13 protein-coding genes are annotated in these 12,705 nt (G+C 69.8%); 9 read left to right on the top strand and 4 right to left on the bottom strand.

What is annotated here, in order from left to right:
- Positions 1-34 precede the first annotated feature (34 nt).
- The 9 genes from G510_RS0103155 to G510_RS0103195 all read left to right on the top strand — a co-directional run bounded on the left by G510_RS0103155 (position 35) and on the right by G510_RS0103195 (position 9,871).
- Positions 35-1,564: a sugar ABC transporter ATP-binding protein gene (locus G510_RS0103155; protein ID WP_029152423.1), complete on the top strand. Its 1,530-nt coding sequence runs from the start codon at positions 35-37 to the stop codon at positions 1,562-1,564.
- Positions 1,561-2,589, top strand: coding sequence for an ABC transporter permease (locus tag G510_RS0103160; RefSeq protein WP_029152424.1), 1,029 nt, complete (start codon positions 1,561-1,563; stop codon positions 2,587-2,589). Before G510_RS0103155 ends, G510_RS0103160 begins: the two co-directional genes overlap by 4 nt.
- The gene (locus tag G510_RS0103165) at positions 2,586-3,632 is read left to right on the top strand and encodes an ABC transporter permease (protein ID WP_036321715.1); all 1,047 of its coding nucleotides are present in this window, start codon (positions 2,586-2,588) and stop codon (positions 3,630-3,632) included. Before G510_RS0103160 ends, G510_RS0103165 begins: the two co-directional genes overlap by 4 nt.
- 51 nt (positions 3,633-3,683) lie before the next feature.
- Positions 3,684-4,733 (top strand): rhamnose ABC transporter substrate-binding protein, encoded by a 1,050-nt coding sequence (gene rhaS, locus G510_RS0103170; protein WP_029152426.1) that lies wholly within the window; start codon positions 3,684-3,686, stop codon positions 4,731-4,733.
- A 196-nt stretch (positions 4,734-4,929) separates the two neighbouring features.
- Complete coding sequence (locus G510_RS0103175) at positions 4,930-6,057, top strand: Gfo/Idh/MocA family protein (protein ID WP_036321820.1); 1,128 nt, start codon at positions 4,930-4,932, stop codon at positions 6,055-6,057.
- Between the two features lie 2 nt (positions 6,058-6,059).
- Positions 6,060-7,265, top strand: a complete 1,206-nt coding sequence (locus G510_RS0103180) for a DUF993 family protein (RefSeq protein ID WP_029152428.1) — start codon at positions 6,060-6,062, stop codon at positions 7,263-7,265.
- Positions 7,262-8,122 (top strand): sugar phosphate isomerase/epimerase family protein, encoded by an 861-nt coding sequence (locus G510_RS0103185; RefSeq protein ID WP_029152429.1) that lies wholly within the window; start codon positions 7,262-7,264, stop codon positions 8,120-8,122. Before G510_RS0103180 ends, G510_RS0103185 begins: the two co-directional genes overlap by 4 nt.
- 73 nt (positions 8,123-8,195) lie before the next feature.
- Positions 8,196-9,227, top strand: coding sequence for a LacI family DNA-binding transcriptional regulator (locus G510_RS0103190; protein WP_029152430.1), 1,032 nt, complete (start codon positions 8,196-8,198; stop codon positions 9,225-9,227).
- Positions 9,224-9,871, top strand: a complete 648-nt coding sequence (locus tag G510_RS0103195; RefSeq protein ID WP_029152431.1) for a ThuA domain-containing protein — start codon at positions 9,224-9,226, stop codon at positions 9,869-9,871. Before G510_RS0103190 ends, G510_RS0103195 begins: the two co-directional genes overlap by 4 nt.
- Positions 9,872-9,882: 11 nt before the next feature.
- Here the strand turns inward: G510_RS0103195 and G510_RS0103200 are convergent, their stop codons facing one another.
- Genes G510_RS0103200 through G510_RS0103215 form a run of 4 tightly spaced genes read right to left on the bottom strand, consistent with a single transcriptional unit; the run spans position 9,883 to position 12,660 of the window.
- A complete protein-coding gene (locus G510_RS0103200) occupies positions 9,883-10,563 on the bottom strand; it encodes an endonuclease/exonuclease/phosphatase family protein (RefSeq protein WP_029152432.1) in 681 nt (226 codons plus the stop codon).
- A gap of 47 nt (positions 10,564-10,610) precedes the next feature.
- Complete coding sequence (gene truA / locus G510_RS0103205) at positions 10,611-11,498, bottom strand: tRNA pseudouridine(38-40) synthase TruA (protein ID WP_029152433.1); 888 nt, start codon at positions 11,496-11,498, stop codon at positions 10,611-10,613.
- Positions 11,495-12,181: a 5'-methylthioadenosine/S-adenosylhomocysteine nucleosidase gene (gene mtnN, locus G510_RS0103210; RefSeq protein ID WP_245563218.1), complete on the bottom strand. Its 687-nt coding sequence runs from the start codon at positions 12,179-12,181 to the stop codon at positions 11,495-11,497. Before mtnN ends, truA begins: the two co-directional genes overlap by 4 nt.
- Complete coding sequence (locus G510_RS0103215) at positions 12,178-12,660, bottom strand: S-ribosylhomocysteine lyase (protein WP_029152435.1); 483 nt, start codon at positions 12,658-12,660, stop codon at positions 12,178-12,180. Before G510_RS0103215 ends, mtnN begins: the two co-directional genes overlap by 4 nt.
- Positions 12,661-12,705 lie beyond the last annotated feature (45 nt).

Raw genomic sequence — 12,705 nt, forward strand, 5'->3', positions numbered from 1 at the left:
TGCAGTCTACGCACCTCGAAGGAGAGGACCACCCGTGGTCACCGAAGACCCACCCCGCGATCGAGACGCACCCGCGCTCGAGCTGGAGCGCGTCGTCAAATCGTTCGGCCCTGTCGTCGCGCTGCGCTCGGGCACCCTCGCGCTGCGGCCGAACTCGATCCACGCACTGATCGGCGAGAACGGCGCGGGCAAGTCCACGCTGGTCAAGATCATGGCCGGCTTGTACCGCCGCGACGCCGGAGACTTCCGCTTCCGCGGCGAGAGCGTCGACTTCACGAGCACGGCCCAGTCGAAGGACGCCGGCATCGCCGTGATCTACCAGGAGCCGACGCTGTTCCCGGACCTGTCGATCACCGAGAACATCTTCATGGGACGCCAGCCGACCGGTCGCCTCGGGCGGATCGATCGCGCTGCGATGCACGATGAGGTCACCGAGATCTTCGCGCGCCTCGGCGTCACACTCGATCCCGACCGCATCACCGAGGGCCTCTCGATCGCCGACCAGCAGATCATCGAGATCGCCAAGGCCATCTCCCTCGACGCGAGCGTGCTGATCATGGACGAGCCGACCGCTGCCCTATCGGGCATCGAGGTCGACCGCCTGTTCCAGGTCGCGCGCAGCCTGCGCGACGAGGGGCGGGCGATCATGTTCATCTCGCACCGCTTCGACGAGGTCTTCGCCCTGTGCGACACCGTCACCGTCATGCGCGACGGCGCATACATCTCGACCCACCCGATCGCCGAGACGACCGTCGACGAACTCGTGCGGCAGATGGTCGGCCGCGACGTCTCCGAGCTCTTCCCCAAGAAGACCGCGTCGGTCGGCGACGAGCTGCTACGCGTCGAGGGCCTCACTAACCCGGGCGTCTTCCACGACATCTCCTTCAGCGTGCGCGCCGGCGAGATCGTCGCGCTCGCCGGGCTCGTCGGCGCCGGGCGCAGCGAGGTCGCGCGCGCCGTGTTCGGCATCGACGGCTACGCATCCGGATCCGTCAAAATGCTCGGCCGGAAGATCCCCTCGGGCCGGCCGACCGCGGCGATGAACGCGGGCCTCGCGCTCGTCCCCGAGGACCGGCGCAAGCAGGGCCTCGTCATGGATTCGACCGTCGGCAGCAACACCGCCATGGCGATGTGGCGCAAGATCGCCCGGTTCGGGCTCATCACGACCGGCATGGAGCACCGCACCGCGCGCCCGTGGGCGGCCAAGCTCGAGGTCAAGAGCCACGCGCTCGACACGCTCGTCGGCACACTCTCGGGCGGCAACCAGCAGAAGGTGGTTCTCGCCAAGTGGCTCGCCACCGACCCCCAGGTCCTGATCATCGATGAGCCCACCCGCGGCATCGACGTCGGCACCAAGGCCGCGGTGCACGCCCTGCTCTCCGACCTCGCGGCCCAGGGACTCGGCATCATCATGATCTCCTCGGAGCTTCCCGAGGTGCTCGGCATGGCCGATCGCGTGCTCGTCATGCACGAGGGCCGGATCACCGCCGAGATCGCGCGCGCCGACGCGACGAGCGAGAACGTCATGCACGCGGCCACGCACGCGATGGAGCACACCTCATGAGCACGACCGCCGTCATCGCCCCGGACGCCGGGCGCCTGAAGACGTTCCTCTCCGGCGGCCGCATGCGCGAGCTGGGGATCCTGCTCGCGCTCATCCTCGTCGTCGTCGCCGCGACCGCGAAGAACCCGAACTTCCTGTTCTCGGGCGACGGGTGGCGCGACCTGCTGCTCACGCCTGCGCCGCTGCTGCTCGTGACGATCGGCCAGGCGTTCGTGATCATCACGCGCAACGTCGACATCTCGGTCGGTTCGATCGTCGGCCTCACCGCCTATATGACCGGTTGGCTGTTCGCGACGTTCCCCGGGATCCCGATCGTCGTGGTCGTCGTCGCCGCGGTGCTCTTCGGTGCGCTCCTCGGCCTCGTCAACGGCGCGCTCGTCGCGTTCGCCAAGGTGCCCGCGATGGTGATCACCCTCGGCACGCTCTACGCGTTCCGCGGCATCAACGTGCTCTGGACCGGCAGCAACCGCATCAACCCGTCGGACATGCCGAAGTCGTTCCTGGGGTTCGGAACGGCGCAGTTCCTCACGATCCCGCTGCTCACGATCGTCGCGATCGTCGTGCTGCTCCTCGCCGCCTGGTATCTGAAGAACATGCGCTCGGGCCGCGAGCTGTATGCCATCGGTTCGGATCCGGAGGCCGCGAACCTGTACGGCCTGAAGACGACGCGCCGCGTGCTCACGGCGTTCATCGTCTCCGGCACGCTGTCCGGCCTCGCGGGCGTATTCTACGCGGCCCGCTACGGCACGGTCGACTCACAGGCCGCCACGGGCTGGGAGTTCAACGCGATCGGCGCGGCCGTCATCGGCGGCGTCGCGATCGTCGGCGGCGTGGGAACGGTGTGGGGCGCGGCGATCGGCGCGTTCCTGCTGATCACGATCAACCGCGCGCTGCCCATCCTCGGCATCCCCGACTTCTGGCAGCAGGCCGTCGTCGGCGTGCTCATCATCGGCGCCATCGTGCTCGACCGCGTGCTCGCCCTCCGACAGAAACGACGCCTCATCGAGGCGAGGGACGAATCATGACCGCTACCGCAACGACGACCAGCATCGTCCAGTTCGACTACGACCGCCCCCTGTGGCGCCGCGTCCTCGCCACGCGAGAGTTCGCCATCATCGGGCTCCTTGCCGCCGTGATCCTCGTCGCGTCGTTCGCGGTCGATGGGTTCGCGCAGCCGCTGACGTACAACTATCTGATCCTCGACGTCGCGCCGATCCTGTTCATCGCTCTGCCGATGACGCTGGTGATGACGACGGGCGAGATCGACCTGTCCGTCGGATCCATGGCCGGCCTCGCGAGCGTCACGACCGGCGCGCTCGTGCAGTCGGGCGCTCCCTTCGAGGTCGCCGCAATCATCGCACTCGCCGTCGGCGTCGTCGGAGGCGCGTTCAACGGATACCTCGTGACCGTCGTCGGCCTGCCGTCTCTCGCGGTGACGATCGGTACGCTCGCGCTGTTCCGCGGCATTGCCGTGGGCGTGCTCGGCACGACCGCCGTCACCGAGTTCCCCGAGTTCTGGACCGCGCTCGCGAAGGCGAAGCTGTCGGGCACCCCGATCCCGTGGATCGTCGTGCCGTTCCTCGTGCTGCTCGTCGCGTTCGTCGTGCTCTACCACTTCACGCCGTTCGGCCGCGGGATCTTCGCGGTCGGCCTCTCCGCCGACGCGGCGAAGTTCTCGGGCGTGAACGTGGGCCGCACGAAGTTCGTCGTGTTCGTGCTCGCGGGCGCCGTCGCCGCACTCGCCGGCATCTTCTACACGCTGCGGTACGGCAGCGCGCGAGGCGACAACGCGACGGGCCTCGAGCTGCAGGTCATCGCGGCCGTCGTGCTCGGCGGCGTCTCGGTGTTCGGCGGGCGCGGCAAGATCCACGGCGTGATCGCGGCCGTCCTGCTGATCGGCGCCCTGTCCAGCGCTCTGCGCCTCTCGGGCGTCACGAGCGACATCATCAACATCATCACGGGTGGTCTGCTGATCATCTCGGTGGTGGGAGCCAGCCTCTTCGCCTGGGCGAAGAGGCGGCGCTCCGCTCTGTCCCCCGCCCGCGCGGCGGCATCCTCAGCTTCTTGAGGCCCCAGCCGCGGGCGATCGCCCGCGGCGCCAACCATGAAAGGTAAGACGATGACGTTCTCACTTAAGCGTGTGTCGGCCGGCATTGCCGTGACCGCGGTCGCAGCGATGACGCTGGCCGGATGCGCAGACACCGGTTCGGGCGATTCCGGATCCGGATCCGACGACGGCGGCGCGGCCGCGTCGGGCGACGTGTCGATCACCCTGCTGCCGAAGAACCTCGGAAACCCCTACTTCGACGCCTCCGAGGTGGGCGCGTCCGCGGCCGCCGAGGATCTCGGCGCCGAGTTCGAGCAGGTCGGACCGACCGAGGCCACCCCCGACGGACAGGTCAGCTACATCAACACGGCCGCCCAGCAGGGCCGCTCGGCCCTGCTCGTCGCCGCGAACGACCCGAACGCGATCTGCGATGCGCTGAACGAAGCGCGCGACGCGGGCACGAAGGTCGTCACGTTCGACTCGGACACGAGCGCCGACTGCCGCGACCTGTTCATCAACCAGGCGGACGCGGCCGGCATCGCGAAGGTGCAGGGCGACCTGATCGCCGAGCAGATCGGCGAGGAGGGCGAGGTCGCCATCCTCTCTGCCACCGCCAATGCGACGAACCAGAACGCCTGGAACGAGGCGTTCATCGAGTACGTGAACGAGACGTACCCCGACATCGAGGTCATCGACACGGTGTACGGCGATGACGAGGACCAGAAGTCGTTCGACCAGACCGCGTCGCTCCTGCAGTCGAACCCGGATCTCAAGGGCATCGTCTCGCCCACGACCGTCGGCCTCGCCGCGGCCGCGCGCTACATCTCGGACTCGGATGCCAAGGGCGAGGTCGCGCTGACCGGCCTCGGCACCCCGAACCAGATGCGCGAGTTCATCGAGGACGGCACCGTCACGGCGTTCGCGCTGTGGAACCCGGAGGACCTCGGCACGCTCGCGGCCTACGCCGCCGGCGCGCTCGTGGCGGGCGACATCGAGGGCGCGGAGGGCGACACGTTCACCGCCGGCGACCTCGGCGAGTTCACGGTCGGCGCCGACGGCGTCGTGCTGCTCGGCGACCCGTTCGTGTTCGACGCGGACAATATCGGCGACTTCGACTTCTGATCTGTCGCCGCCGGTGAAGGGCGCCCGACCTCGCGGATCCGCGGGGCCGGGCGCCCTTTCGATTTTGTCCGGTTCTTGCCTGTGCGGGTGGATCTGTGGCACACTCGGATGAGCGCGGAAAGCGTTTACCGTCAGAGAAGAGCAAGGAAGCACTGTGACCGACACAACTCCCGCCGTCCGTGAGATCGGCATCATCATGAACGGCGCCTCGGGGCGCATGGGCTACCGCCAGCACCTCGTGCGTTCGATCCTCGCGATCCGTGACGAGGGCGGCTTCGAGCTGTCCGACGGAACCAAGGTCACGGTGCGCCCGCTGCTCGTCGGCCGCAACGCCGAGAAGCTCGCCGAGATCGCCGCCCGCCACGGCATCGAGGACTACACGACCGACCTCGACGCGGCCCTCGCCGACCCGAAGTGGGAGATCTACGCCGACTTCCTCGTCACGAAGGCGCGCGCCACCGCGATCCGCAAGGCCATCGCCGCGGGCAAGACGATCTACACCGAGAAGCCGACCGCCGAGTCGCTCGAGGAGTCGATCGAGCTCGCCAACCTCGCCAAGAAGGCCGGAGTGAAGGCCGGCGTCGTGCACGACAAGCTCTACCTGCCGGGTCTGCAGAAACTGAAGCGCCTCATCGACTCGGGCTTCTTCGGCCGCATCCTGTCGGTGCGCGGCGAGTTCGGCTACTGGGTCTTCGAGGGCGACTGGCAGCCCGCCCAGCGCCCCAGCTGGAACTACCGCGTCGAAGACGGCGGCGGCATCATCGTCGACATGTTCCCGCACTGGAACTACGTGCTCGAGAACCTGTTCGGCAAGGTCAACTCGGTCTATACACAGGCTTCGATCCACCTCCCCGACCGCTGGGACGAGAAGGGCGAGCACTACGACACGACCGCCGAGGACGCGGCGTACGGCGTGTTCGAGCTCGAGGGCGGCGCGATCGCCCAGATCAACTCGTCGTGGACCACGCGCGTGAACCGCGATGAGCTCGTCGAGTTCCACGTCGACGGCACGCACGGATCCGCCGTCGTCGGCCTGTTCGGCGCACGGATCCAGCCCCGCAACGCGACGCCGAAGCCGGTGTGGAACCCCGACCTCGAGGACACGATCGACTACGACGCGACGTGGCAGCAGGTGCCCACGAACGACGTGTTCCTGAACGGGTTCCGCCAGCAGTGGCAGGAGTTCCTCGAGAGCTACGTCACGGGCACCGATTACCCGTTCGACCTGCTCGCGGGCGCCCGCGGCATGCAGCTCGCCGAGGCCGGCCTCGAGTCGAACCGCACCGGTGCCAAGGTCACACTCAACGAGATCGAGCTGGACTGACCATGTCTGACTCGCTCGTCCTGCTCGGCGACGACGGATCCGCGTCGCTCGCCCCGCTCAACGAGGCCCCGGGCTTCACGAAGCCCATAGGCGGCCTCCGCTCGCGCGTCGCCTATGCGGCGGCGCATGTCGCGCCGATCGCCTGGGCCGACAACACCCCCGGCCAGCCCGCCGCGATCGACTGGGACGCGACGCTCGCGTTCCGCCGCTCGGTGTACTCGTGGGGCCTCGGCGTCGCCGACGCCATGGACACCGCGCAGCGCAACATGGGCATCGACGCGACCGCCGTGCGCGAGCTCATCGCCCGCAGCGCGGAGGTCGCGCGCGAAGAGGGCGGATCCGTCGCGGTCGGCGTGAACACCGACCACATCGACGAGCCCTCAGTCTCGCTGCAGCAGATCATCGACGGCTACATCTACCAGCTCGAGCACGCCGAGGAGCACGGTGCGGTTCCCGTGATCATGGCGAGCCGCCACCTCGCGCGCACGGCCACCAGCGCCGAGGACTACCGCACGGTGTATCGTGCCGTGCTGCAGGCCGCGACCGGCCAGGTCGTGCTGCACTGGCTCGGCACCGCCTTCGATCCGAATCTCGAGGGCTACTTCGGTTCGAACGACTGGCACGTCTCCTCGGCCACGGTCGTCGACATCATCGCCGAGAACGCCGACAAGGTGGCGGGCATCAAGATGAGCCTGCTCGACGCCGCGAGCGAGGTGCACGTGCGCGAGCAGCTGCCGGACGGCGTGCGCATGTTCACGGGCGACGACTTCAACTACGTCGGGCTCATCGGCGGCGCCGATGTGCCGCAGGCGGAACAGCCCGAGCGCAGCGCCGGCACGAGCCGCACGCACTCGGACGCGCTGCTCGGCGCGTTCTCGGCGATCACGCCCGTGGCCTCGGCCGCGATCCAGGCGCTCGATGCCGGGGATCCGGACCGCTACTACGAGCTGCTCGCCCCCACCGAGGCGCTCAGCCGTCAGGTCTTCGCCGCGCCGACGTTCTACTACAAGACGGGCGTCGCGTTCCTCGCGTGGCTGAACGGCCACCAGTCGGCGTTCCAGATGATCGGCGGCCTGCACTCCGCGCGCAGCCTGCCGCACCTGTCGAAGATCGTCTCGCTCGCGAACGACGCGCACGCGCTCGAGAAGCCCGAGCTCGCCGCCCAGCGGTGGAACGACTACCTGCGCCTGAACGGAGTCACCGCATGACGCACCCCCGGCTATCCATCAACCAGGCGACGATCAAGTACACGACCGTCGCACAGGCGATCGAGGTCGTCCAGAACGCGGGCATCTCCTCGCTCGGCCTGTGGCGCGAGCAGGTGCAGGAGGCCGGGCTCGCAGAGTCGGTGAAGATGATCGCCGACTCGGGCCTGCGCTATTCGACGCACTGCCGCGGCGGCTGGTTCACCGCCGAGGAGGGCCCCACCCGCGTGGCCGCCCTCGATGACAACCGCCGCGCGATCGATGAGACGGCGGCGCTCGCGAACGCGGGCGCCGAAGGATCCCGTGCCGCGCTCGTCATCGTCGTCGGCGGACTGCCCGAGAACTCGCGCGACATCGTCGGTGCGCGCGAGCGGGTGCGCGACGCCGTCGCGACCCTCGCGCCGTATGCGAAAGATCAGGGCGTGCAGCTCGCGCTCGAGCCCCTGCACCCGATGTACGCCTCCGACCGGTCGGTGCTGTCGACGCTCGATCAGGCGCTCGACATCGCGGCCGACTTCGACCCGGCCGTCGTCGGCGTGACGGTCGATACGTTCCACCTGTGGTGGGACCCGGACGTGCTGCCGAAGATCGCGCGCGCCGGTGCCGAGGGCCGCATCGCCAGCTACCAGGTATGCGATTGGAAGACGCCGCTCGAGGCCGACAACCTGCTCTCGCGCCATTACCCGGGCGACGGCATGATCGATTTCGAGGCCATGACGCGCGCCGTCGAGGCCACCGGATACACCGGCGACATCGAGGTCGAGCTGCTGAACCAGGCGATCTGGGACACGGATCCGGCGGAGGCCGTGCGCCGCACGATCGCCGGCTTCGACACCGCCGTCGCGCCCTACCTGGCATGATTATCCGGCCCGCGGACGAGGCGGATACTCTCTCGTTCGCGGGCCGCCCCTCGACCTTCGATAACCTTCTGAAATGACACCTTCAACGGCGAAGCAGCGCGCGGCAACGCTGCACGACGTCGCACGCCAGGCGGGCGTCTCGCTCGCCACGGCCTCACGCGTGCTGAACGGATCCACGCGCAAGGTCGCCGATTCCTATCGCGAGCGCGTCGAGGCCGCCGCCGCCGATCTCGGCTACTCCGCGAACCTCTCCGCGCAGGCCACGGCCCGCGGCACGTCGGCCACGATCGCCCTGCTCGTGGCGAACATCGCCGACTCCTACTTCTCCGAGATCGCCGCCGGCGTCGCGCACGCGGCCGAGGAGCACAATCTCGTCGCGACGATCGGCATCACCGAGCGCTCCCCCGAGCGCGAGGCGCGCCTGATCCGCTCGCTGCGCGGGCAGCGACCGCGCGGGATCGTGCTCGCGGCATCGCGGCACACGTCGCAGCACAGCGAGGCGCTCACGCAGGCGCTCGCCGTGCTCGAGAGCGACGGCGCGCGGATCGTCACGCTCGGCTACGGCGCCGAGGGCGTGTCGAGCCGCGTCGTCGGCATCGCCAACTACGGCGGCACGCGAGAGCTCGGCGAACGGCTCGGATCGCTCGGGTACCGAAAGGCGCTCGTGCTCGCAGCGGCGGAGGGGCTGCTCACGAGCGACGACCGCGTCGCGGGCTTCTCGGAGGGCTTCACCGCGGCGGGCGGATCCGCGCCGACGATCCTGCGCGATTCCCTCACGCGCGACGCGGGCTACAGCCTCATGGAGGCCGCGCTGCAGGTCGGCGTCGAGCCCGGAACCGTCGTGTTCGGGGCGTCCGACGTCATGGCGTTCGGCGCCATGTCGGCCGTGCGCGACGCAGGGCGCGACGTCGGCGACGACATCGCCATCGCGGGCTTCGGCGACATCGAGACCGGCCGCGACATCGTTCCGTCGCTGACGACCGTGAGCGCCCCGCTCGAGCAGCTCGGGCGCGCCGCCGTCGCGGCGATCATCGCCGACGACTGGGTCGAACAGGATCCGCTCGCGGGCGAGGTCATCGTGCGCGACAGCACCCCGGCCCGATGATCGCGGTCATCGCCACGAGCGAGGGTCGCTACCGCGACCCCTGGCACCCGTTCGACGAGACCTCGCCCGCGCTGGCGTCGGTGCTCGCCGAGGCGGGCTTCGCCACGCGGATCCTGCCGGTCGACGAGGCGCTCGCGTCGCTCGACGATGCAGACCTGCTGGCCGTGAACGCCGGGGATCCGTGGCGCCACGATCCGCCGCCCATCGGCGCCCCGGCGGCCGCGACGGGCGGGCTCCGCCGCGCGCTCGCCCGCGGCATCGGCGTGCTCGCGATGCACACCTCTCTTGCGTCGCTGCGCGACTATCCCGAGTGGCCGGTCGCGACGGGCGGCATGTGGGTGCCGGGCATCTCGATGCACCCGCCGAAGTCGCGCGCGGCGTTCGACTGGGCAGACCACCCGCTCGCGGGATCCGCGCCGCTCGAGGCCGTCGATGAGCGCTACTCGTACATGCAGTCGTTCGGGCCGCGCGACGTCGTCGCGACGCACGAGCACGACGGCCTGACCCATCCGGTCGTCTGGACGCGCGAGCACGGAACCGCGCGGATCGCCGTCGACCTGCTCGGCCACGACGCCGAGTCGTACGCGTCCGAATCCCACCGTCAGCTGATCGCGCGGCTCGCGGGCTGGGCGGCGCGCGCCTGATCCGAAACCCGTCAGCGCGAGTGACGGCGGTACTCGGCCTCGATCAGGATCGGCAGGTGGTCGCTCGTGCCCTGCGGGAGGGTCGAGACGTCGTTGATCGCGAGCCCGCGGCTCGTCACGAAGTCGTAGTGCCCCTTGAAGAAGCGGTACCGCGTGTACGTGCGCGAGTCGCTGAGGGTCATGTCGTAGCCGTGCTCGCGGATCTGGTCGCCCAGGCGCTCCTTGAAGACGGGATAGTTGTAGTCGCCCACCATGAAGGTCGGGGTGCCGGGGCCGAGGCGCTCGAGCGCCTGCAGCGCGGACCGGATCTGGTCGCGCCGAAGCGAGTTGAGCGCGGTCAGCGGCGCAGCGTGGAACGACGCGAACGTGATCTCGCGGCTGGCGTCGATGTCGAACAACTGCAGGCCGAGCAGCCGCTCGTGCGCCGGCCGCAGCACGATGTCGTGCAACGACTTCTTGAGCCCCATCGACACCGACTCGACGAAGCGGTACGAGCTCTCGCGGTAGTACATCGCGAGCCCGAGCCGGTTGCGGTCAGTTGCGGCCGCGAGGCGCAGCCCCCCGATGCGGGCCGGGAGGTCTTCGACGTTCGCCTCCTGCAGGCACACGACGTCGGGATCGCGCAGGTCGATGCGCCGACCGAGCTCAGCGGCCGCCGCGTGCTTGCGGAGGTTGTAAGAAAGGATGCGCATAGTGCTCTCACGGTAGCCCGACCTCCTGATTCGGCGGAAGCGACCCGCTATGAATCGGCCGTGCCCGGCTCCTCGGGCGCCCGCCTCGCGCGGGTCTGCTCCGCGCGATCGGCGAGCAGGTCGTCGGCCGGGTAACCGACCTCCGCGAGCGTGAGCCCGCGGGCATCAAGCACGGCGAACGCGCTCGTGCGGGTCATCTCGTCGCGCAGGCGCTCGACGTCTGCGACCTCGAGGCGACCCTCCCCGACCGCGACGCACGCGCCGACGAGCGCGCGCACCATCGAGTGGCAGAACGCATCGGCCTTCACGCCCGCGACGAGCACGCCGTCCTCGTTCCGGCGCCAGCCGTACTCGAGCAGCGTGCGGATCGTCGTCGCCCCTTCGCGCGGTTTGCAGTACGCGGCGAAGTCGTGGAGGCCGATGAGAGTGGAGGCCGCCTCGTCCATGCGGTCGACGTCGAGCATGGCGCGCACGAACGTCGTGTTGCGGCGCTGCAGCGGGTCGTACCCGACGGCCTGGTCGGCGATCCGGTACGAGTAGCGCCTCCAAGCGGCGGAGAAGCGCGCGTCGAAGCCGTCCGGGGCCGTGCGGGTGCGCGAGACGGTGGCGTCAGCATAGGGGCGCAGCACCCCGCGCAGCTTGCGCGCGAGCGGCGCGACCGGATCCGCGTCATCTTGGCGGCCGCGCGCGAGCCGTGTGGCGCGCTGCCACTGATCCTCGTCGAGGTCGGCGTGCGCGACCTGTCCCGTGGCGTGCACCCCTGCGTCCGTGCGACCCGCGACGACGAGGCGCAGGTCGCTGCGCAGCACCTGCCGGAGCGCATCTTCGATCGTGCCCTGCACCGTGCGCAGGCCGGGCTGCGCCGCCCACCCCCTGAAGTCGGATCCGTCGTACGCGATGTCGAGGCGGATCCGGCGGAGCGCGGGGTCCGTCATGCCGCCAGGCGCGCGAGGGCGTCGATCACGACGCGCGCCGAGCGCTCGGCCGCGTCGTCGATGTGCGTCTCGAACTCTTCGGAGTCGGGCGCGCAGAGGTCGCTGATCGCGCGGCACGCGGCGAACCGTGCGCCATGGTTGTGCGCCACCTGGGCGACGGCGGCGGTCTCCATGTCGACCGACCAGAGCCCATCGAAGTCGGCGCGCAGAGCGTGGGCGAGGTCGGCGGTGACGAACTTCTCGCCGGATCCCATCGGCGCGCGGCGCACGGATTCGCCGTCGGCGAGCGCGGCGGCGAGCTGCGGATCCGCCTCGTACGTCGCGGGCATGCCCGGCACCTGGCCGAGCGCGTAGCCGAAGGCGCGCGCGTCGGCGTCGACGTTCACGACGCTCGTGCCGACGACGACGTCGCCGACGCGGGCGTCCGCGCCGAGCCCGCCCGCGGATCCGGCGCTGACGAGGATCACGCCCTCCGGCCCGTAGCGGTGGATCGCCCCGGCGGCCGCGTCGGCGGCGTTGACCATGCCGATGCCGCTGACGACGAGCACGACGGTCGCTTCGCCGAACATGATGCCGCGGTGGACCGCGCGTCCGACGGTCACCGGATCCGATACCTGGCGCGCCGCCTTGAGGAACGGCTGCGCTTCCTCGTCCATCGCGACCTGGACGATGATCGCGGTCACGCGCGCGTCTCCGCGAAGACGGTGAGCCATTCATCCCGCTGGTCGAGGAACGCACGAGCGGCGAGCTGGGCGCCCTCGAGGCTGTGGTTCGCGCCCCACCCGCACTGGGTCTCGTTCGCGGCGGGAACCTCGGCCGCATCGGCGAAGTCGCCGAGCGTCGCCGCGACGAGATCGGCGACCTCGCCGGCCGTGTGCTCGCCCTGGAGGATCAGGTAGAACCCGGTCTGGCAGCCCATGGGCGAGAAATCGATGACGCGGTCGGAGTGATTGCGGCTCTTCTCGGCGAACATGTGCTCGATCGAGTGGATCACCGGCATCTCGAGGTGCTCGACGTTCGGCTGGGTGAAGCGCACGTCGTACTTGACGATGACGTCGCCCGCCGGGAGCTGCTTGCGATCCGCAAGGCGCAGATAGGGCGCCTCGACGAGGGTGTGATCGAGGTTGAAGGATTCGACGTTCATGCGCGCTGCGTCAGTCACCCCTCAAGGGTACCCGGGCGGGTTCTGCAGAATACGCCGTTCTAC

The organism is Microbacterium gubbeenense DSM 15944 (assembly GCF_000422745.1).
Lineage (GTDB): Bacteria > Actinomycetota > Actinomycetes > Actinomycetales > Microbacteriaceae > Microbacterium > Microbacterium gubbeenense.

What these genes read in the sequence shown, in the direction of transcription:
- G510_RS0103160 (WP_029152424.1), top strand. Translation starts at nt 1,561, where the DNA reads ATGAGCACGACCGCCGTCATCGCCCCGGACGCCGGGCGCCTGAAGACG.
- G510_RS0103165 (WP_036321715.1), top strand. Translation starts at nt 2,586, where the DNA reads ATGACCGCTACCGCAACGACGACCAGCATCGTCCAGTTCGACTACGAC.
- rhaS (WP_029152426.1), top strand. Translation starts at nt 3,684, where the DNA reads ATGACGTTCTCACTTAAGCGTGTGTCGGCCGGCATTGCCGTGACCGCG.
- G510_RS0103175 (WP_036321820.1), top strand. Translation starts at nt 4,930, where the DNA reads ATGAACGGCGCCTCGGGGCGCATGGGCTACCGCCAGCACCTCGTGCGT.
- G510_RS0103180 (WP_029152428.1), top strand. Translation starts at nt 6,060, where the DNA reads ATGTCTGACTCGCTCGTCCTGCTCGGCGACGACGGATCCGCGTCGCTC.
- G510_RS0103185 (WP_029152429.1), top strand. Translation starts at nt 7,262, where the DNA reads ATGACGCACCCCCGGCTATCCATCAACCAGGCGACGATCAAGTACACG.
- G510_RS0103190 (WP_029152430.1), top strand. Translation starts at nt 8,196, where the DNA reads ATGACACCTTCAACGGCGAAGCAGCGCGCGGCAACGCTGCACGACGTC.
- G510_RS0103195 (WP_029152431.1), top strand. Translation starts at nt 9,224, where the DNA reads ATGATCGCGGTCATCGCCACGAGCGAGGGTCGCTACCGCGACCCCTGG.
- G510_RS0103200 (WP_029152432.1), bottom strand. Translation starts at nt 10,563, where the DNA reads ATGCGCATCCTTTCTTACAACCTCCGCAAGCACGCGGCGGCCGCTGAG.
- truA (WP_029152433.1), bottom strand. Translation starts at nt 11,498, where the DNA reads ATGACGGACCCCGCGCTCCGCCGGATCCGCCTCGACATCGCGTACGAC.